At 40.9% G+C, this 20,187-nt stretch carries 25 protein-coding genes; 10 read left to right on the top strand and 15 right to left on the bottom strand.

The window, feature by feature from the left end; genetic code table 11:
• Positions 1-33 precede the first annotated feature (33 nt).
• From ACNJYY_RS03345 to ACNJYY_RS03325, 5 genes are all read right to left on the bottom strand, one after another.
• A complete protein-coding gene (locus tag ACNJYY_RS03345; protein WP_197223016.1) occupies positions 34-1,008 on the bottom strand; it encodes an ABC transporter ATP-binding protein in 975 nt (324 codons plus the stop codon).
• Positions 983-1,993, bottom strand: a complete 1,011-nt coding sequence (locus ACNJYY_RS03340; RefSeq protein WP_144703866.1) for an ABC transporter ATP-binding protein — start codon at positions 1,991-1,993, stop codon at positions 983-985. The genes ACNJYY_RS03345 and ACNJYY_RS03340 overlap by 26 nt, the downstream gene beginning before the upstream one ends.
• A gap of 203 nt (positions 1,994-2,196) precedes the next feature.
• The gene (locus ACNJYY_RS03335; protein WP_416730562.1) at positions 2,197-3,939 is read right to left on the bottom strand and encodes an ABC transporter ATP-binding protein; all 1,743 of its coding nucleotides are present in this window, start codon (positions 3,937-3,939) and stop codon (positions 2,197-2,199) included.
• Positions 3,940-4,045: 106 nt separating this feature from the next.
• A complete protein-coding gene (locus tag ACNJYY_RS03330; RefSeq protein WP_416730561.1) occupies positions 4,046-4,573 on the bottom strand; it encodes a DUF402 domain-containing protein in 528 nt (175 codons plus the stop codon).
• A 392-nt stretch (positions 4,574-4,965) separates the two neighbouring features.
• Positions 4,966-5,136, bottom strand: a complete 171-nt coding sequence (locus tag ACNJYY_RS03325) for a gamma-type small acid-soluble spore protein (protein WP_416730560.1) — start codon at positions 5,134-5,136, stop codon at positions 4,966-4,968.
• Positions 5,137-5,281: 145 nt separating this feature from the next.
• Between ACNJYY_RS03325 and ACNJYY_RS03320 the strand changes: the two genes are divergently transcribed.
• Positions 5,282-5,506 carry a hypothetical protein gene (locus ACNJYY_RS03320; RefSeq protein WP_144703871.1) on the top strand — a complete coding sequence of 75 codons (225 nt, stop codon included), beginning with the start codon at positions 5,282-5,284 and terminating at the stop codon, positions 5,504-5,506.
• A gap of 139 nt (positions 5,507-5,645) precedes the next feature.
• Here the strand turns inward: ACNJYY_RS03320 and ACNJYY_RS03315 are convergent, their stop codons facing one another.
• From ACNJYY_RS03315 to ACNJYY_RS03305, 3 genes are read right to left on the bottom strand one after another with little or no spacing between them, the layout of a single operon-like run.
• Complete coding sequence (locus ACNJYY_RS03315; RefSeq protein WP_416730559.1) at positions 5,646-6,401, bottom strand: SDR family NAD(P)-dependent oxidoreductase; 756 nt, start codon at positions 6,399-6,401, stop codon at positions 5,646-5,648.
• Entirely contained in the window at positions 6,398-7,519 is a 1,122-nt protein-coding gene (gene mutY / locus ACNJYY_RS03310) for an A/G-specific adenine glycosylase (protein ID WP_416730558.1), read from the bottom strand. The genes ACNJYY_RS03315 and mutY overlap by 4 nt, the downstream gene beginning before the upstream one ends.
• 1 nt (position 7,520) lies before the next feature.
• Positions 7,521-7,835 (bottom strand): hypothetical protein, encoded by a 315-nt coding sequence (locus tag ACNJYY_RS03305; RefSeq protein WP_416730557.1) that lies wholly within the window; start codon positions 7,833-7,835, stop codon positions 7,521-7,523.
• Positions 7,836-7,873: 38 nt separating this feature from the next.
• On the opposite strand from ACNJYY_RS03305, the gene ACNJYY_RS03300 reads away from it, so the two are divergent.
• The gene (locus ACNJYY_RS03300) at positions 7,874-8,875 is read left to right on the top strand and encodes a metal-dependent hydrolase (RefSeq protein WP_197223013.1); all 1,002 of its coding nucleotides are present in this window, start codon (positions 7,874-7,876) and stop codon (positions 8,873-8,875) included.
• Positions 8,876-8,888: 13 nt separating this feature from the next.
• Here the strand turns inward: ACNJYY_RS03300 and ACNJYY_RS03295 are convergent, their stop codons facing one another.
• Positions 8,889-9,155, bottom strand: a complete 267-nt coding sequence (locus tag ACNJYY_RS03295) for a YfhJ family protein (RefSeq protein ID WP_066391120.1) — start codon at positions 9,153-9,155, stop codon at positions 8,889-8,891.
• 100 nt (positions 9,156-9,255) lie between these two features.
• Here ACNJYY_RS03295 and sspK point away from each other — a divergent pair, with 100 nt between their 5' ends.
• The gene (gene sspK / locus ACNJYY_RS03290) at positions 9,256-9,411 is read left to right on the top strand and encodes a small, acid-soluble spore protein K (RefSeq protein ID WP_066242730.1); all 156 of its coding nucleotides are present in this window, start codon (positions 9,256-9,258) and stop codon (positions 9,409-9,411) included.
• Positions 9,412-9,450: 39 nt separating this feature from the next.
• Entirely contained in the window at positions 9,451-9,618 is a 168-nt protein-coding gene (locus ACNJYY_RS03285) for a YpzG family protein (RefSeq protein WP_077364736.1), read from the top strand.
• A gap of 237 nt (positions 9,619-9,855) precedes the next feature.
• On the opposite strand, the gene ACNJYY_RS03280 is transcribed toward ACNJYY_RS03285, so the two are convergent.
• Positions 9,856-10,161, bottom strand: a complete 306-nt coding sequence (locus tag ACNJYY_RS03280) for a YfhH family protein (protein WP_416730556.1) — start codon at positions 10,159-10,161, stop codon at positions 9,856-9,858.
• A 68-nt stretch (positions 10,162-10,229) separates the two neighbouring features.
• Between ACNJYY_RS03280 and ACNJYY_RS03275 the strand changes: the two genes are divergently transcribed.
• Positions 10,230-10,901, top strand: a complete 672-nt coding sequence (locus ACNJYY_RS03275) for an SDR family NAD(P)-dependent oxidoreductase (protein ID WP_416730555.1) — start codon at positions 10,230-10,232, stop codon at positions 10,899-10,901.
• On the opposite strand, the gene recX is transcribed toward ACNJYY_RS03275, so the two are convergent.
• The 3 genes from recX to ACNJYY_RS03260 all read right to left on the bottom strand — a co-directional run bounded on the left by recX (position 10,888) and on the right by ACNJYY_RS03260 (position 14,415).
• On the bottom strand, positions 10,888-11,703 hold the full coding sequence (gene recX / locus ACNJYY_RS03270; protein WP_416730554.1) for a recombination regulator RecX: 816 nt from the start codon (positions 11,701-11,703) through the stop codon (positions 10,888-10,890). The genes ACNJYY_RS03275 and recX overlap by 14 nt on opposite strands.
• A gap of 406 nt (positions 11,704-12,109) precedes the next feature.
• A complete protein-coding gene (locus ACNJYY_RS03265) occupies positions 12,110-12,316 on the bottom strand; it encodes a YbdD/YjiX family protein (protein ID WP_416730553.1) in 207 nt (68 codons plus the stop codon).
• A complete protein-coding gene (locus ACNJYY_RS03260; protein ID WP_416730552.1) occupies positions 12,313-14,415 on the bottom strand; it encodes a carbon starvation CstA family protein in 2,103 nt (700 codons plus the stop codon). The genes ACNJYY_RS03265 and ACNJYY_RS03260 overlap by 4 nt, the downstream gene beginning before the upstream one ends.
• A 103-nt stretch (positions 14,416-14,518) precedes the next feature.
• Between ACNJYY_RS03260 and ACNJYY_RS03255 the strand changes: the two genes are divergently transcribed.
• The 5 genes from ACNJYY_RS03255 to ACNJYY_RS03235 all read left to right on the top strand — a co-directional run bounded on the left by ACNJYY_RS03255 (position 14,519) and on the right by ACNJYY_RS03235 (position 17,910).
• Positions 14,519-15,412 carry a TIGR01777 family oxidoreductase gene (locus ACNJYY_RS03255; RefSeq protein WP_416730551.1) on the top strand — a complete coding sequence of 298 codons (894 nt, stop codon included), beginning with the start codon at positions 14,519-14,521 and terminating at the stop codon, positions 15,410-15,412.
• Between the two features lie 30 nt (positions 15,413-15,442).
• Entirely contained in the window at positions 15,443-16,573 is a 1,131-nt protein-coding gene (locus tag ACNJYY_RS03250) for an amidohydrolase (protein ID WP_416730550.1), read from the top strand.
• A gap of 254 nt (positions 16,574-16,827) precedes the next feature.
• Positions 16,828-17,394 carry a GNAT family N-acetyltransferase gene (locus tag ACNJYY_RS03245; protein WP_066391109.1) on the top strand — a complete coding sequence of 189 codons (567 nt, stop codon included), beginning with the start codon at positions 16,828-16,830 and terminating at the stop codon, positions 17,392-17,394.
• A gap of 90 nt (positions 17,395-17,484) precedes the next feature.
• A complete protein-coding gene (locus ACNJYY_RS03240) occupies positions 17,485-17,625 on the top strand; it encodes a hypothetical protein (protein WP_416730549.1) in 141 nt (46 codons plus the stop codon).
• A 120-nt stretch (positions 17,626-17,745) separates the two neighbouring features.
• Positions 17,746-17,910: a YfhD family protein gene (locus tag ACNJYY_RS03235; protein ID WP_416730548.1), complete on the top strand. Its 165-nt coding sequence runs from the start codon at positions 17,746-17,748 to the stop codon at positions 17,908-17,910.
• A gap of 232 nt (positions 17,911-18,142) precedes the next feature.
• Here the strand turns inward: ACNJYY_RS03235 and ACNJYY_RS03230 are convergent, their stop codons facing one another.
• Positions 18,143-18,706: a maltose acetyltransferase domain-containing protein gene (locus tag ACNJYY_RS03230; protein ID WP_416730547.1), complete on the bottom strand. Its 564-nt coding sequence runs from the start codon at positions 18,704-18,706 to the stop codon at positions 18,143-18,145.
• A 22-nt stretch (positions 18,707-18,728) separates the two neighbouring features.
• Positions 18,729-20,120 (bottom strand): 23S rRNA (uracil(1939)-C(5))-methyltransferase RlmD, encoded by a 1,392-nt coding sequence (gene rlmD, locus ACNJYY_RS03225; protein WP_416730546.1) that lies wholly within the window; start codon positions 20,118-20,120, stop codon positions 18,729-18,731.
• Between the last annotated feature and the right edge of the window lie 67 nt (positions 20,121-20,187).

Below are 20,187 nucleotides of genomic sequence, written 5' to 3'. Positions count from 1 at the left end.
GTTATGCCTTTGTTTATATGTACGTGTCTGCCGTTATTCGTAAAGATGGCAGGCAGCGTAGTGGCCTTCAGCAACTTCTTTTAAAACAGGCTTTACGGTTCCGCAATGATCCATCGCTGCAGGGCAACGTGTGTGAAATGGACAACCAGCAGGAGGATTTGATGGACTCGGCACATCTCCTTGCAGGATGACTCGGTCTTTACGGTGCTCTACATCTGGAATCGGAACAGCTGATAAAAGAGCTTGTGTATATGGATGTTTCGGATCATCATAAAGCTTTTCACTATCAGCAAGCTCTACAATATGACCCAAATACATAACTCCCACTCGGTCACTGATATGGCGGACTACACCAAGATCATGCGCGATAAACAAATACGTAAGGTCGAACTCTTTCTGCAGATCTTGTAAAAGGTTCAGTACTTGAGATTGAATGGAAACATCCAGTGCGGATACTGGCTCGTCCGCAATAATGAGCTTCGGATTCACGGCAAGTGCACGTGCGATTCCGATACGCTGTCTTTGTCCTCCAGAAAATTGATGAGGATATCGCTTCGCGTGCCAGCTTGAGAGTCCTACAACTTCAAGCAGTTCTTTTACCCGTCTTTTTCGTTCCGCTTTATCTTTTACACCATGAACGATTAATGGTTCTTCTAAAATTTTCTCAACCGTATGACGCGGGTTAAGGGAAGCAAAGGGATCTTGAAACACCATCTGCATTTCGCGGCGTTTCTTTCTCATCTCACTCGAAGATAGTTTGGTTATATCCTCGCCTTCAAAGTAGATCTTTCCTTCTGTTGGTTCTAAAAGTCTAAGGAGCATGCGTCCTGTCGTGGACTTACCACATCCGCTCTCTCCTACGAGGCCTAGGGTCTCTCCTTTTTTTATGTGAAAAGAGATTCCGTCTACTGCCTTTACTTCGCCAACGGTCTTGCTCAGTATTCCGCCTTTGATTGGAAAGTGCATCTTTAAATTTTCTACTTTAACTAATGGCTGTGTCTGACTCATGCAGATTCACTCCTTTCCCGTCCTCGTAAAGCCAGCATCTGACTTGATGACTGCCTTCTTGAGTTTTAAGATGAGGAGTTTCGGATATACATCTTGTTCCTGCATGCTCACAACGCGGTGCGAACGAACAACCGGTGGTGATCGAACCGGGTTTCGGTACGTTTCCTGGAATAGAATACAGACGGCCGACCTTCTCCCTCATGTCTGGTACGGATCTGATCAACCCTACCGTATAAGGGTGTTTCGGATTTTGGAAGATGGTTTTCACTTCACCTTCTTCGACCACTTTTCCAGCGTACATAACAACGACGCGCTCACACATCTCTGCTACCACACCAAGATCATGTGTGATCATCATGATAGCGGTGTCTGTTTCTTTGTTTAATCGTTTCATCAAGTCTAAGATTTGGGCTTGAATCGTAACATCCAAAGCAGTGGTAGGCTCGTCCGCTATCAGAAGTTTAGGGTCACAGATCATAGCCATAGCGATCATGACACGCTGACGCATACCTCCTGATAATTGATGAGGGTATTCTTTTACAAGCTCTTCTGCTCGTGGAAGTCCTACAAGCTTAAGCATCTCAATGGCTTTACCCATCGCTTCTTTTTTGGACCATTTTCTATGTATGCGCAGTGATTCAATAAGCTGCTCACCGATCGTGATAACCGGGTTCAAGCTTGTCATCGGCTCCTGAAAGATCATCCCGATCTCATTGCCTCTAATTTGCCGCATCCTTCTTTCTGGTGCTGAAGCAAGATTTTCACCTTTAAAGAGAATCTCTCCTTCAATTTTCCCAGGCGGTGTAGGTACAAGTCCCATTACGGATAGTGATGTCACACTTTTACCGCAGCCCGATTCTCCTACGATCCCGAGTACTTCACCAGGATTAACGTGGAAATCAACACCGTCCACAGCAGGGATTGCGCCATCGTCTGTAAGGAAAGAAGTTCTTAAGTTCTTCACTTCTAGAACTGGATTTCCCATGAGATCTCACTCCTTTCTCTAAGCTGCCAAATTTCCTAGAAATATTACTTCTCTGTTGAGAATTATGACACTACTCTGACAATTTGACAATATTTAATTTTCAGAATAATCGACAAACACGTCTTATGTTGTAGTTCTTTCGTATGATATCTATCTTCATTAAAACGAAAAAAGACCAGCATCTCTGCCGGTCTTGGACGATTTTAATTAAGTTGTTGAACCATGAAAAGGTCATAATAAGCACCTTGTTTTTCCATTAATTTCTTATGATTACCGATCTCTACGATTCTGCCATGATCGATCACGATGATTCGATCCGCATGAGTTATGGTGGAAAGTCGGTGAGCCACAATGAACGTTGTTCGATCTTTTGCAAGTTTTTCTAAAGCTTCTTGAATCAAATGTTCACTCTCAAGGTCCAGTGCGGAAGTCGCTTCATCTAGAATAAGAAGCGGTGGATTCTTTAAAAAGACACGCGAAATAGCCACACGCTGCTTCTGACCGCCAGATAGCTTCACCCCACGTTCACCAATCTTCGTGTCATAACCTTCAGGTAAGCTCATTATAAATTCATGCGCATTAGCTGCTTTTGCAGCCGCAATCATCTCTTCATCAGAAGCCTCTGGATTACCCATAAGTATATTCGCTCGAACGGATTCACTAAAAAGAATATTATCTTGAAGAACCATACCGATGTTGTCTCTTAGAGAGCGCACTTTAAAATCACGGATATCCGTTCCGTCCAGCTTGATGCTTCCTTCTGAAACGTCGTAAAAGCGAGGAATCAAACTGATCAACGAAGATTTGCCGCCTCCGCTCATCCCCACTAGAGCAATCGTTTCACCTGCTCGGACCGATAAGGAAACATTATGTAGCACGTCAGCTTCTTCCTCGTTATAAGTGAACGATACATTATCGAAATCAAGCTTCCCTTTTACGGATTCTAAGGGCTTGGCATTTGGAGAATCTTCAATATCATAAGACTCATCTAAAAACTCAAACATCCGGTCCATAGACGCGATCGATTGTGTCAGTGTTGTAGATGAATTCACTAGTCGTCTCAGTGGGTTATATAGTCTATCCATATACGCAACAAATGCAACTAGCGCACCGATCGTAATGTTTCCTTGAATACCTTGATAGGCAGCAAATCCAATGACAAGAAGCGGTGCAATATCTGTTACGGTATTAACGACCGAGAATGTTTTCGCGTTCCATTTTGTATGATCCATCGCACGGTCTAAGAAGTTGCGGTTTCGTTTATCAAACTGTACCTGCTCATGATCTTCTAGTGCAAAACTTCGGATCACTGACATACCTTGAACGCGTTCATGCAGGTGGCCTTGTACTTCAGCTAGAGCCTGCGAACGGTCTTTCGTTAATTGACGAAGCCGGGCATAAAAGAATTTTACTGAGAAACCGTAGACTGGCAGCATGGATAGGGCAACGATCGTCAGCCAGAAATCCATAGAGAACATGATGGCAGCGGCAATAATAATCGTCGCCATATCTAACCATACATTCATTAAACCAGTAATGACAAACGTTTTTGTTTGCTCAACATCATGGATGACTCTCGAAATCACTTCACCTGATTTGTTGTTCGAGTAAAAACGCAGGCTCAAGCGCTGTATATGGTCAAACATCTTATCACGAATGTCATATAAAACCTTTGTTCCTACCCATTGGGCATAATACTGTCTCCAATACTCAATCGGTGGACGAACCACAACAAATATGAGTGCTGCCCCACCCATGAGCCAGTAAAGTTTGTTCAACTTTTCATCTATCGGCAATGAGACCTGAATGATGTCATCTACAACATATTTTAAAATTAGAGGCGTTAATAACGGGATACCGAATTTAGCTAAGCCAATTACGATCGTCCAGAAAATTTGCCACTTGTACGGTTTTACGAAAATCAAATAACGTTTAATACTATCCATTTCAATTTCACCATTCTTTCCTTCATAAAAAGAAAACTTGGCAAGCGCCAAGTTAACCAAAGATAAAAAAAGGATAACCTGTTGACTCTTCAACAGGTTTTCCTTTTTATCGGAATTCTAAATATCTTTCATACCATTGTTCCACAAATCCAGGTTCGAACGGTCCCTTTTTTTGTGTGACCATCAAGATTAATTCTTGAAGGTTCTTCTTTATAATCGTATCAAGCTGACTCGGATACCTCATCATTCTTTTGTGCAGCTCATATTCATCTTCATCTAATAAGATATAAGTTCCGTCTGGAAATACTTTTATATCAAGATCATAATCAATATACTTCAAGGCTTCCTTGTCCCACATGAATGGTGAGCCTAGGTTGCAATAATAATAAATCCCGTCTTCTCGTAACATTCCGATCACGTTAAACCATTGCTTCGCGTTAAAATAGCAAATGGCCGGTTCCCTCGTACGCCATTGACGCCCGTCAGATTCAGTAACAAGAATCCGGTCGTTACCGCAAATCACCTGACTAGGAGTTCCTTTCAAAATAACCGTATCTTCCCAATTTCTATGAAGATAACCGTTATGCTTATAGCTTTGAATATTGATTATACTTCCGGTTGCAGGAAAACTCATCTCTCTCTCCTTTCTGCCCGAGTCCGGAAGCTAATGTTACCTATTGAATTGTTAATTCTCCTTCCTCTTTAACCAATTGTCGGTAATTCACCAGCTCCATTAATAAACCTCGTTCTTCATTTTTTTCAATGTTTTGATTCCCGATCATTACTTTCTTTCATTACACACGCTTTTTTTCTCTTCTTTATTATATCGTTTTAAGAATAGTTTGGAAATGTACTTGTCCCTGTTTTTTTCATAAAAGCGCCTTTTTTCAAATAATTCCACTCGTCACTAGTATTCCCATCGGTCTTGTTTAGAAAACGTATGTACTTCGTTTGAATTTCAGAGAAAAAAATGAAGAGAAACCAAAAAATGCTCCCTAGTAATTAGGGAGCATTCCTGGATAGAGGTTAATTTTGTTGTTGGTTTTTACCTTGTTGAGACTGTTGGTTTTGTTGGCGAACTTCTTGAGCGTTAGTTTCGCTAGCAAATTCAGTCCCGTAAGATTGACCAGCTTGTTGTTGTTGAGCGTTTTGTTGCTTTTGACGAGCTTGTTGTTGTTGTTTTTGTTGTTTGTCCATGTTTTTCACCTCCACGAAATATAATTTACCCGGGGTCATGCTTTTTTATAAGCACTTTTTTTATTAGATATTTCCAGTATTAAAACATGGAGATATAGGGGATAAATGAATGAATAACTAAATCTTAAAAAAGGAGGTACGACTCATGTATGTAGGAAGAGATATGACCGAATTGAGTATGACGAGTAAGACCGATTGGAAAGATGCAGAACTGGCTTATTTTCACCACTCCTTGCAGCAGGTTGCTCCTTATTTAAACGAAGAGGGCACAAGCCTGCACCGCGAAATCATTAAAGAGATCGAAGCAAGAGGCGGTATGAAACGAGATGAAGCTGACTGGACGCATGGGACTGAGGTTAAGTACGACTGATATAAAGCTTTGATTGTAAGTACTTAAGGGAAGTCTGACTCAACGCTCGTATGGTGCACGTCCAGCGTACCTAACAGCCGCTGGACGTGCAAAAAAAAAGCCTCTGCACTCAGCAGGGGCTTGTTTCATTCAAACAGTACTAAAAATTACTATAAGACTGTCCACCATCTACGTTCAGCGTACTTCCAACGACCCATGATGCCTTTTTGGAAGCTAAAAACACCACAACGTTGGCTACTTCTTCTACTGTCCCGAATCGTCCGGCAGAAATATGTTCTTCCACAAACGAATTGATTTTGTCTGGATCTTGTTCCAATCTTTTCTTCCAATTTCCTGTTTCATGCAAGATCGATCCAGGGGCAACGCCGTTTACTCGAATACCCTTTTTGATCATCTCGTCACCAAATGACTTTGTGAAGGAAATCATCGCTGCCTTGCTCGCATTGTACGTGGGCTTACCACCCGATTCGCGGCCAAAAATAGACGAAATATTAATAATAGCACCGCCGTCAGATTTCCCGCTCATTATCGCTGCCGCTCTCTTACTCAGATCGACTGCCGATAAAAAATTTAAATGCATAGCTTCTTCAAACTGCTCCATACTTGTCTCCATAACAGAAGAACCATTGCTTCCACCTGCATTGTTAACCAAGACGTCTATTGTTCCAAATTTCGTAACAAACTCACTTATCACTCGTTCACGATCCTCAGCAATCGTTACATCACCCTGGAAAATTTCGATCCCTTCTTTTTGAGCAGCTTCGAGATCAGCCAAGTTACGGCCAACGATTCCCACTTTTGCACCTTCCTCTAAAAAGGCAAGAGCGATACCTTGACCGATCCCTTTGGATCCGCCTGTAACAAGTACAACTTTACCTTCAAGATCTAAATTCATACGATTAACGCCTCCTTTATGAGCCGAATGATTTTTTGATGCGAGACAGGAAATGGATAATTTTCAAGTTCATCTATACGGACCCATTTCCAATCAGCAGGCAGCTGTTCCAAATCATCTTCACTTTCAATTTTCCCCTGCCATATTTGGATTTCCCATTTTAAGTGAGAAAACACATGCTCAATGTATCCTGCTTTTTCCTCGACAACCGCTCCAAAATTCGTCTGTTCTTGTACATATCCAACCAATGCGTCAAGCTCTGCATCTTTGTGCTCCCCAACATATTCAGTGTTCGGAAATTCCCACATGTTAGCAAGTAATCCTTCAGATGGTCTTTTGTGAATGAGGATTTTCCCATCATGATTTAACAAAATACCTGCAGTCATCTTCGCTTTACGAATTTTTGTTTTTCCTAACTTTACAGGAAGTTCAGCTTGTCTTCCACTCTCAAATCCTCTGCATAATTCTCGCATCGGACATAATAAGCAAGCTGGTGATTTTGGCGTACATATTAGTGCACCTAGCTCCATTAATGCTTGATTGAAAGAAGATGGATCTTCGTGTGAGATCAGCTCTCTTACTGCTTTTTCAAAAAGTACACGCGTTTTTGGTTTGCTGATATCTTCTTCGATCAAGAGAATTCTGGATAAAACACGCATAACATTACCATCAACTGCTGGCTCTGGAATACCATACGCAATACTAAGGACTGCTCCTGCTGTATAAGGGCCAACTCCCTTTAATGCAGCAATCTCTTTTGGCGTATTCGGTACTTTTCCTCCATAAGATTCGCATACTTCTTTTACTGCGGTTTGTAAGTTTCGAACTCGGGAATAATAACCTAGACCCTCCCATGCTTTTAAGACTTTTTCTTCATCCGCGTAAGCAAGGTCTTGCAGTGTTGGGAACAGTTGAGTAAATCGTTCAAAATAAGGAATGACCGTGTCTACTCTTGTTTGTTGAAGCATAATCTCAGAGACCCAGACACGGTAAGGATCTTGATTTTCTCTCCAAGGCAATGTTCGTTTGTTCTCGTTATACCAAGTTAACAAATGGTCTTGAAATTGTTTCACATATGAATCATTGAGGGAAAATATACTATTACTTGTTGTGTTCAATTTACAGATCTTCCTTTGTTTTTAGCTTTTCAAACGCCCAGCAATGGATTTTTTCTAACCCTCCTGTTACACATTCGTCAAGGATTGAAAAAACAGGATGCTGAAGAGAAGTTCGATTTTTTTTAATCGTATCATATGATGCTTGATCGTTAACTTGGAAACATTCAACATATAATGAAGGCTGATCTGCCGCTCTGTACCATTGAATATCAGAAGCGCCACAAGCTTTAAGCTCATTGATGACAGAATCCATTTGAGACTCATACAATTGAATGAAATCTGGACTTACTTTATACTCCATAAAAACCGTTAACATATTCATTTCACTCCATTCCTACATAGGAGGTGATCGCCTTGGATACAGGCACACACATTGTGATGGGGCTTGGGTTAGGTGGTTTAGCGATGCTAGACCCTGCAATTGCAAATGATCCAGTAACCTCCCAAGCAATTCTTGCTGGGACTTTGATTGGTTCCCAAGCACCCGACTTCGACACCGTACTCAAACTAAAAAATAATGCGGTATACATCCGCAATCACAGAGGACTTACACATTCATTGCCAGCACTCGTAATATGGCCACTGCTCTTATTTGGGGCTATCTCGTTATTTGTTCCAGAAGCCGATAACGGAAAGCTTTTATTATGGACAGCGATTGCCGTTTTCCTTCATGTTTTCGTTGATATTTTTAACGCTTACGGCACACAGGCACTTTACCCCGTTTCAAAGAAATGGATCGCGCTTGGTGTCATCAGTATCTTTGATCCCTTTATCTTTTTCTTGCATATCGGAGGCTTGCTACTCTGGTATATAGGTGTTGATCCCGGATACACGTTTCTAACGGTGTACAGCATACTCGTTGTTTATTACATCATTCGGATTATATCCAGACAGCGCGTAAACAAGATCGTGCTGAAAAAAATTCCAGAAGCCGAAGAAATCTATGCCAGCCCGACCATTCGTTGGGGACAGTACCATCTAGCCATAAAATCCAAGCACGAATTCTTCGTAGCCGGTTTAAAAAATGGAAAAGTAACGGTTTGGGATACATTCGATCGTCTTGCTGTTCCAAAAACAAAATTGATTGAAGCTGCGAAAAAGGACAAAAATATATCTGCCTTTCTTTCGTTTTCTCCTGTTCACAGATGGGAAGTCGAGAAAAACGATCACGGTCATCTCGTACAATTTATTGACCTCAGGTATAGAAGTAAAGGGCACTACCCTTTTGTCGCGATGGTGCAGCTAGATGAGAACTTAAACATCATTACTTCTTTCACAGGCTGGGTGTACTCTGAAGACCGCCTTAAAAAGAAGATGGAGTTCTCTCCACTCGATCTTATCAACAATAATGAATAGGAAGAAGACGGGCTTATTGAATAGGCCCGTCTTTTTTTACGAATCGCTGAAATTTAGGATTGTTTGAAAAATACTCGTGAAGCTTATGGCCATAAGAAGTAATCAGCTGGGTTACCATCTTCTCGGTAACCTCTTGTCCTTCATATTCCCATCCCGCTTTCGCTCGAGTAGACTCAAAATCTTCCCATAATCCTTCCACCCATTCCCTAGCTTCTTGATTTGTAAGGGCTGGGTTCTTTTTTTGCAGTAGTTCCGCCAATCTGTCAAAACGCTCTTCCATTATTCTCCCTCCTTATCCAATTTTTAAAGAAATCCCCGTCACATAAAGGGTTCTCTCACGTTTCATACTAGTTGAGAACCGATAACAAGGAGGTAATCACATGCGTAATAAATCAAAAAACTTCCCTAATCGGATCTCCTTCTCAGGTGAGCCGAGATCAAAAGAAGAATTCTCTTCTAAACGGCCAGATGGATCCATTCGTGACCATCCGCAGGAACGAATGTTTTTATCCAATCAACACCGAGATGATCAGTAACTCTTGCGGTTATGAATTTCATTCTGGGGGGTGAATCAGTTGAACAAGAAAGACTACTTCTCATCAACGCGATTTAACGGTAAATATTCTGACCCCTTTCACTCACCGCGTGCCAATTCGAAGCATGCGTACAATCAAGTGAACGGGGAAACCCAGCAAGCATTAAATAACTATGTGCTTGAAATTCAAACACGTAAGCGTTCATAGTGACGAATAAAGGAGCGGTCCTGTACCGCTTCTTTATTTTTTTTAATCAAAAAACTTAAAGTGGTTGATCTCCGTTTCAGGTGCTCGCTTTCCGGGGGGCGTGCGGTGAGCCACCTCGTCGCCTTGCGACCTTAGGTGTCTCACCTATCCCGCTGATCCCCCAGGAGTCTCGCACCTTACACTCCAATCAACTGCAAAGAAGCTTTGAAGCAAACACAAAGAAAAGAGCCTTCAAAATTACTCAAGCACAGAAATCGGCAAAGCTTCGAGTGCACTTTGTTTATTTTTGTAACCCCAGGCAAAAATACCATTTAGGTAGAGTACAGAAAACGTCGATCCCGGGTCTCCTTGAATTCCGTACTCTTTTCCGCTTTCGATCGTTGAAGGATCCATCAAGTAGCATTTACCCATCGCGATCTTGCGTTCATAAACGGCATACTCACTTACCATGCCCATTTGTTCTGCTTTTTGTGCTTTTGCTCGAAGGGAAGCAATTTTGCCTTTAATTTCAACTTCTGTCATCTCGCTGAATCTTTTTTCCATTTGATTACTTCCTTTCTTTTCTGTACCCTATATATGCTTAAGAAATAACTACATAGGAGTGATAACTTTTGAATAAGACTGTCATTATTACGGGCGGCGGTTCTGGCTTAGGACTCGCACTAGCCCGCGAATATAACAAAATGTACAACGTCTATCTCGTTGGCCGCAATGAGGAAAGATTAAAGCAAGCTGTTCAATCATTCGCTCACAGCGAAAACAAAGTATCGTATATAGTTTGTGATGTTACGGATTACGCAAAAACCGAATCCATGCTTCAATCCATCTTCCAAAGTGAGAACGTTCACGCTTTGATCAACAATGCAGGTATGGGTGTGTTTGAGCCGCTTGAAGACTTAACAGAAGCAGATATAACAGAAATGCTCGAAACGAATGTTTACGGTACCATTTTTGCGACTAAGCTTGCATTTCCGCTATTTAAAAAGCAAGGCTTCGGCAAGGTAATGAACATCATTTCCACAGCCGGATTACGCGGAAAGGTAAATGAATCTGTTTATTGTGCTTCTAAATTTGCTGTTAGAGGATTTACAGAAAGCCTCGTAAAGGAATGGGATGGCACTGATATCTATCCAACAGCGGTTTATATGGGCGGAATGGATACACCTTTCTGGGATGATTCCGATCATATTGCAGATCGCTCTCGATTAAAGTCTCCGGAGCAGGTTGCTGCCCTGATCGTTGAACAGGACGACAACAGACCAGAGATCTTTATAGATCGTTAAGTTCATCACCGCTAAGGAGTTCTGAAATTACTCCAGAATCGAAGCCTTTGCTGTATAGAAATTTCTTCATGCGTGACTCGTATTCAAAACCACTATACTTTTTATATTTTTGATGAGCTTTGCGAGCATGCGCCAGCAAGGCTTCTTTTTCATCTTCGGCAGATTGACTGATCTTCGCTTCTTGAAATGCCATTTCAATCACTTCCCACGAATAGCCTTTTTGCTGAAGCTGCTGAGCGATCTTTTGCTTCTGTTCTTTCTCAGAACGTTTCTTTCCGCTTGAAAATTGTTTTTGAATAAATGTAATACTCGCTTCTAGTTGCTCCTCATAACTGAACTGATCGAGGGCCTCTTCGGTATTACGTTCACTGATTCCTTTTTTCTTCAGCTCCTGCCGAATCATTCCTGGTCCTTTAAATGATGTGTTCATACGGCTTCTCACAAGTGATTTTGCAAAGGTTTGGTCATTCACAAAATCATACTCCGAAAGTTTTTGCAGAACTCGTTTGATCGTGGATTCAGGAACTTCCTTCTTTTCTAGATATACCTCGATCTCATGAGCAGTTCGCATTCGAAAAGATAAATAGTGAAGAGCTTTATTAAATGCTTTTCGATATTGATCTTCTTCAATGATGGATTCCCATTCTTCTTCATCGATCTCCATACCTTTTTGAAGTGAAAACTTTATTAAAACATCTGCGTCTACGCTAAATGCAAATTCTTCTTTTGGCCCTTTTTGTATAAAAATATTAAATCGTTCGTCGTTTTTTTGTTGAGCAGAAATCCTTGTTATAACAGCCATCTACCCACCTTCTTTCACCACATAGTGTACCATATCTTATGGATTTCGTGCTGTTTGAACAGCCTTCAAACTATCGAATAGTATCTGTATGAGAATGTTGACGGAAACAAGCACCTTACCGTTAGTTGAAATACGGAAATTTAAGGGAGCATCGGTGGTTAGAACTGATTTTCAGGTGTAAAAAGCGCAGCCACGGGTGCTTATGCGTCATTCTTAGGTGTAAATCGGTACATCACAGGTGGTTAACCCCACTTTACCGGTGAACGTGTAATAAAATTAAAAACACGTACCGTAAAAAGCACAACTCATACACTCGCACTCACCCACTTCACAAAAAAAAGCACTCTCCCCGTTTAGGAGAGAATGCTTTTTTGGTGAAAGTGCAACCTGCACTTATAAAGGCTTATCAACAGCGTTTTGCATTTGCGCCATATTTATTTTCGAGCAACTCTGCAAAAAACTCTTTTTCAGTTGGCGGTGTGCGATCAGGATGATTTTCTTTTAGATGTTTCACATAAGCTTGGTAATCAGGCAGATTTGAGATTCCTTTTCCGATATATAAAAGGATCTGAAAGATATCTTTCACCCATTTCCAAGCGGCTTGAAATGTCACGATACATCACCAAGCTTTGTTTGCACAAATGGCTCTTCTACTGTTTCTAAAGGCTTCTCACTCTTGACTGCTTTGTACCAGATGCGCATCGCATCAATGAGTACACCTAGAATAAGCAACATAAAGATCGCGGTTAAATAAGCGTTTAACGTATTGTTGAAGACTAGCTGTTTAGCAGCTTCCATGGAAGGTACAGTTGGTGGCAAGTTTCCGCTCGCAATTGCTTCCTTCATCACTTCTGCTTGCTTTAAGAAACCGATTTTCGGAACATCAGAGAAAATCTTTTGCCAAGCCGCATAGAACGTTACGATCATCAGCCAAGCAAGAGGAACTAACGTCACCCATACAAACTTTTTCTTACCCATCTTCAAGATAACAGTTGTTGCCACGATAAGGGCGATAGCCGCTAACATTTGGTTAACGATACCGAACAATGGCCATAGTGTATTGATGCCGCCTAACGGGTCCGTTACACCGACGACTAAGAAATAACCCCAGCCTGCGACGACTAACGCACTGGTGAAATATACAGCTGGCATTGAGTCTGTTTTTCGTAAAGGTTTATAAATTTGTCCAAGAAGATCTTGAAGCATAAACCTACCTACCCGTGTACCAGCGTCAATGGTGGTCAATATGAATACAGCTTCAAATAATATCGCAAAATGGTACCAGAACGCCATCAACTTTGGTCCGCCGATCACTTGAGAGAAAATTTGTGCGATCCCTACAGCTAGTGACGGAGCACCACCTGTTCGAGAAAGGATCGATTCTTCATCTACATTTTTAGCGAGTTCATTGATCTCATCCGCTGATACCGTGAATCCCCAAGAGGATATCGTAGTAGCAGCTGTCGCTACATCCGTTCCGATCGCAGCACCTGGAGAGTTGATCGCAAAATAGATTCCTGGAGTTAGAAGCGTTGCCGCTACCATTGCCATGATCGCGACAAAAGATTCTGTTAGCATTCCTGCGTAACCGATCATAGGAGCATGCTGTTCGTTCGCGATTAATTTAGGCGATGTTCCTGATGAGATCAAAGCATGGAAACCAGAGATGGCTCCACATGCAATCGTAATGAACAAGAATGGAAAAAGGTTTCCTGCGAATACCGGACCTGTTCCATCAATAAATTTAGTTAGAGCAGGCATTTGAATCTCAGGCATGACGATAAGAATACCGAGTGCCATCATTCCGATTACCCCTACTTTTAGGAATGTACTGAGATAGTCTCTTGGTGCAAGAAGCATCCAAACAGGAAGAACGGAAGCAAGAAAACCATAAACGATTAACATCCAGGCTAAAGTCTCACCATCAAATGTAAAAAGAGGTGCAAGTGTTGGAGAGTCTGCAACCCATTGGCCGCTGACTAAAGCAAAAATCAACAATATAAAACCAATAATCGATGCTTCCCCTACTCGCCCCGGGCGAAGATACCGCATATATACACCCATGAAAAGAGCGATGGGAATGGTCATGGCAATCGTATATGTACCCCATGGACTTGATTTAAGTGCGTTAACAACTACTAGTGCAAGAACGGCAATTAAAATAACCATAATAGCAAAAACACCGATAAGCGCTAGCATTCCACCAACTGGCCCTATTTCTTCTTTCGCAATCTGACCGATTGATTTACCTCTGCGTCTCATGGAAATGATTAAAATAACAAAATCTTGTACAGCACCCGCAAGAACTGCTCCGACAATAATCCAGATGGTACCAGGCAGATATCCCATCTGTGCTGCTAATGTTGGACCTACAAGTGGACCAGCACCAGCGATTGCTGCAAAATGGTGTCCATAAAGAACCCATTTGTTTGTCGGTACATAATCCTTACCATCTGCATATCTTTCTGCAGGTGTTGCATTGTTCTTATTAAGGCTGAAGATTTTTGTAGCAATAAATCGTGCATAAAAGCGATAAGCAATGGCATACGTACACAAGGACGCAACTACAAACCAGATTGCATTGATCTTCTCGTCTCTTTGAAGCGCGATGATGGATAAGGCGATACCCCCTGCTAAAGCAATACCTATCCATAACAGCGCTTTCAAAAAGGGATTCTTCTTTTTTGCTTGCACATTTCTTTGGAGCTCCATAAGCCTTCTTTCCTCCTCAATAGTGTAAAATAATAAGTACAAGATGAATTATAACAAATATTCTTAATTTTTAAATAAATAAAATGGAAAGAGGTGGATTATCATGAAAAGAATTCTAATTACTGGAGGAACAGGCTTCATTGGCGGATATTTAACGAATCACCTTACATCGCTTGGAAACGAAGTCTATATACTTACACGAAAAGATAAAAAATCTCAGGAAAAAAACGTTAAATTTGTGCAATGGATGTCGAACAACGAACCCGATCTGCCTCCTATCGATGCTGTGGTTAACCTTGCTGGAGAATCCATAAATGGCAGATGGACCGATGAAAAGAAACAGTCGATCTTAAACAGCCGTTTAAAAGTAACAGAAGAATTATTAAAGCTTGTTACGAAGATGCCCCAAAAACCATCCGTTTGGGTAAACGCTTCTGCAATTGGATATTATGGAACTTCTGAAACCGAAGTGTTCACAGAGAGTTCATCCAAACATGGCACAGACTTTCTAGCTGAAGTTGTTAGAGCATGGGAAACGAAAGCATCAGTAGCAAAATCTCTCAGCATCAGAACGGTTTTCACACGATTCGGGCTAGTACTAGGTAAAGACGGAGGTGTGCTTCCCCAGCTAAGCCTTCCTTATCGCTTTTTTGCAGGTGGTACGGTTGGTTCAGGCAAGCAGTGGGTTTCGTGGGTACACGTGGAAGACGTAGCAAAACTCATTACGGAAGCCATAGAGAATGATCAATATTCAGGACCTGTTAATGTAACTTCCCCGCACCCCGTGACAATGAAAGAATTCGGTCAAGCAACAGGTGACGCTATGCATCGGCCCCACTGGCTGCCTGCACCTTCCATAGCTTTTAAGATCATGTTTGGCGAAATGAGTATGTTGATTCTAAAGGGACAGCAGGTACTTCCAGAAAAAGCGCAAAACATAGGCTATACGTTCTCCTACCCACAATTAAAGGGGGCTTTACATGATTTGTTACAATGACAATAAAAATAAACGATCAGGTGACATATTATGAAAACATTAATTCAAAAAGCTAAAGTGTATCCAATTACGAGCAGTGAACTTCAGCAAGGAGACGTACTAGTTGAAAACGGCAAGATCATAGCAGTCGAAACGCATATTGAGCCAACAGCCGATATGGAAATCATCCAAGCTGAAAATCTGCATCTTCTTCCTGGATTCATTGATGTTCATACTCATCTAGGTTTATATGACGAAGGAACAGGATGGGCTGGAAATGATGCTAATGAGACTCACGAGGTACTTACTCCTCATATTCGTGCGATCGATGGCTGTCATCCACTAGACATCGCCTTTAAGGATGCAGTACGTTTTGGAGTGACAACTGCACACATCATGCCTGGAAGTGCAAATGTTATTGGTGGAACGACCTCTGTCATTAAAACGTATGGACACGATATTAGAAAAATGATCATGAAGGAAACAGCTGGTCTTAAGATTGCATTAGGTGAAAATCCAAAGCGCATTCATAGTGGACGTCATAATGATTCCATCACTCGGATGGGTATTATGGGTATGCTGCGTGAAGCTTTTTATCAAGCAAAAGATTCTGCTTACCAAGATAATTTGCGTGTTGCACCGATCGCAGCCGCATTAAACCGAGAGATTCCTGTTCGCATTCATGCTCACCGTGCAGATGATATTCTTTCTGCTATACGTTTTGCTGAAGAATTCAACTTAGACTTTCGTATTGAACATTGTACAGAAGGTCATCTCATTGCGGACTCGTTCAAAGATTTAAATTTAAAGGTCAGTGTAGGTCCAACACTGACGCGCAAGTCAAAGATCGAATTAAAAAACAAATCGTGGGAAACGTACCGCATACTATCGGAAAATAATGTTGAAGTTTCAATCACGACCGATCACCCTTACATTCCGATTCAATATTTAAACGTTTGTGCGGCAATTGCCGTTAGAGAAGGATTGAGTGAAAAAAAAGCGCTAGAAGGTATCACTATTGCTCCTGCTAAGAACCTTGGAATTGATGATCGAGTAGGCAGTATTGAGCCCGGAAAAGATGCCGATTTATCCCTTTGGACAGAGCATCCGTTCCACTTTTCTGCTACCCCTGTCATGACGATGATTGACGGAGAAATAATTTACAAAAAATCTACAAAATAACTATTTTCTTTTTTGAAAAAATGTCTTATTATACAAATAGAGCAACATGCGGATTAAGCGAATCCGGAACATTTTAATGGTCGCTCCAGAATCAAATACAACATTATTTTCATAAATTAAATACTGAAGCAAGGGAAGGCAATTGGTGCGCCACCAGCTATGACTGGTCCTAGTGGGTTCGATTCCCACCCCGAATTAATTTTTATTCTTAATTCGAGGGTGGGGGATACTTCTGCCCTCTAGGAGGGATTAAATTGTTGAAAAAGCGTGATTTATCAGACAGTCATGTTCTTTACAATTTAATGGTGCACCCAGACGTCTTCCCTTTTGTGCGTCAAAAAGCGGCTTCATTTGAAGAATTTCTATTTCTAACGAAGCAAACGATCGAGGAAGAAGACCAAGGAAACATTATTTCCAGAACGATTTTGGATGAGTGGCATAATCCAATCGGCACCATTAATTTATTCGATGTCCAAGATGGTTATGGCTTTCTTGGCACGTGGATTGGTCAGCCTTACTTCGGGAAAGGGTACAATTCTTTAGCAAAAGAAGCTTTCTTTTCTGAATTATTTTATGAGAAAGATATCCACACAATCTTTATGCGTATTCGCAAGGTAAATATTCGTTCGCAAAAAGCAGCTGAAAAAATTCCTTATGTGACGTTAGCCAACGAAACAAGAAAAGATGTTTATGATCAGTTAAACCAAGGACAGGATATTTATAACCTTTATCAGATTGAAAAAGATAACTATCTCATGCACATGCTTCGTACTCAAACACAGCCTCTGGAAATTGTGGAAGAACAGTTAAAGGAAGCTTAATACAGGTAACATGTACACTTACTCTGCGCATACTAATAAACATCACTTCCATTTGGAGTGATGTTTATTTTTTTGTAAGGAGGTAATGTCATGGAGAGTAAAAAACAACAAGCAAAAGAAAGAAATGACGATCTAACTAAAACTCAAGAGATTCTTTATAAAGAGGAATTAAAATCTGCAGAATCAACAGCAGAGACGACACAAGAGATGACAAACGAAGATAATTCCTAAAAGGATGATTCTTCCTCTAATATTTAGCTGAAAAATGCACATTCTATAGTTGAGGACAAGTTCCTCAAATGCTTTTGATTTACGTTTCAAAACATCGTATATCTTTAAGGAGGTATTTGTGTGGAAAAACGTAACCGAAAGTCCCTATTGCACAACAATGCTAAAGCTTCTCAAGCCAAAGGACTTGATGTCGAGTACTCAAGTGAATTGGCAGATCAAAACGATCTTGAAGCACAAGCACGTGCGCAAGCCGCTGACCGACGTCAGAAAAATAACCGTCGCTAAGTGCAAAAAAGACCTGCTGGGATAGCAGGTCTTTTTTTAATATAGAAATCTTAATGCGACGCTTACCTTGTGGATAAAGTTATACACAAGTCTGTTAGTAATGTGGATAATTAAATCTGTAACGGATGTTATTATGTGCAACTTTGTGCAAAAAGTAGTGGTTATGCACATTTTCTGTGGAAAACCATGTGGATAGTGTGTATATTTCTGAATTTTTAAAGCTTTACATATATTATTTCATTTCGATTGTTTTTATTATTTTTGCTGGATTTCCCCCAACAACTACATTTGCGGGAACGTCTTTCGTCACTACCGCCCCTGAAGCGACTACCGCATTATCCCCAATTTTTATACCTGGATTAATAATGGATCCTCCACCCAGCCAAACGTTATTTCCAATCTCGATTGATTTTCCATACTCAGCACCAGAATTTCTTTCAACAGGATCTAACGGATGAGTAGCTGTATAGATATGAACGCCTGGTGCTAACATGCAGTTATCACCGATCCGAACTTCACATACATCTAAAATGGTGCAGTCAAAGTTTGCATAAAAGTTTTCTCCAACATGTATGTTATAGCCATAATCACATTTGAAGTTCGGTTCTATTCCAACGTTTTGACCAGTTGAACCGAATAACTGTTTGATCAAGGAACTCCTTTTATCCCATTCCTCTTCTGTTGTCGCGTTGTACTCTCGGGTCAATTTTCTCGCTTGGATACGTTCGTTAACAAGCTGCTGATCATCCGCACGATACATTTCTCCATCGATCATCTTTTCTTTTTCCGTTTTCATGCCATATCGTTCCTTTCACTGACTATTTAAGAACTAATGTACATACCGCTTCAACTTGTGATGTTTGCGGAAACATATCCACAGGAGTAATCTGTTCTAGCTTATAACCATTACTTATTAACATGTGGACATCTTTCGCTAATGTTGAAGGATTACAAGATACATAAACCATTTTTTTAGGTTTTGTTATTACTATCGTTTCTAAGAAAACAGGATCACACCCTGTTCTCGGTGGATCTACGACTACTAGATCAGGTTGCCAGCCTTCTTTTACCCATTTTGGGAGAAGTTTTTCAGCTTTTCCTGTCTCATAATAAGCATTTTTAATTTGGTGTTTCTCAGCATTCTTTCTTGCATCCATGATGGATTCTTTAATGATGTCCATCCCTCTTACTTCATCTGCACCATTCGCAAGCCACATGCCGATCGTACCCGAACCACAATAAGCATCAACAACCTTTTCCTTACCAGTCAGATTGGCCTGCCTTTTTACTTCGTTATATAAGTTTACAGTCTGCTCAGGATTCAACTGGAAAAACGCACGTGCTGACAGCTCAAAACGAAGATCTCCAAGATGTTCAGTTATCGTATCTTTTCCGAAAATACCCTCCGTCTGTTCACCGAATACAAGCGACGTTTTCTCTTCGTTTATGTTCTGAATAAAGGAAGTCACTTGAGGCAGTCTTTTCTTAATCTCTGCTACAAAAATTTCTTTTTTCGGCAGCTCATTCGTTGCTGTTACGATGACTAACTGAATTTCATCCGTATGAAAGGCTGTTCTAACTACAATGGTACGTATGCTTCCCGTTTGTTTTCTTTCGTCATATATAGGTAGATTCAGATCTCTAATAATCTGTTTTACTTTATTCGTGACAATATTCGTATCCTCATGCTGTACAAGACAGTGATCAATATTGATCAACTTATGTGAGTTGGAGCTATAAAGTCCTGCGATTACAGTATCGTCGAACTTTCCAACTTGAAATTGAGACTTATTTCGATATGCCCAAGGCTCGTCCATTCCAATTGTTTTTCTCACATTCAATTTATCTCTATGAATCTTTGTGTATCGCTCAAAAGCCTGCACAACGATATCTCGTTTTTCTCTTAGTTGAGCTGCATAAGACATATGCTGGATCTGACATCCGCCACATGTCTCATAGATTGGACAAGGTGGTGTTACTCTATCTTTGGACTTTTTAAATACTTTCTTTATCTTTGCTTCTGCTCGGTTTGGAAAGACTTTTGTAATAATAACCGACATTTCTTCACCTGGAATCCCTCCAGGAACAAAGACTACTTGTCGTTGGTGAAATCCAATTCCTTCGCCATTAATCCCCAACCTTTTAATTTCAAGCGGAATTGTCTCACCTATCTTCATAATGGGATTATTATTTTGTTTCGTATTTTTCATAATATGATTCACTCGTTTCTTAGCTAAAAGTGGCTTTCCTTATTGTAGACGAAACTCGCATGTTCTA

Origin of the sequence: Fictibacillus tiangongensis (assembly GCF_048083785.1) — a bacterium.
Lineage (GTDB): Bacteria > Bacillota > Bacilli > Bacillales > Fictibacillaceae > Fictibacillus.
The sequence above is the reverse complement of the archived record's forward strand: the minus strand, read 5'-3'. Positions and strand labels throughout refer to the sequence as shown.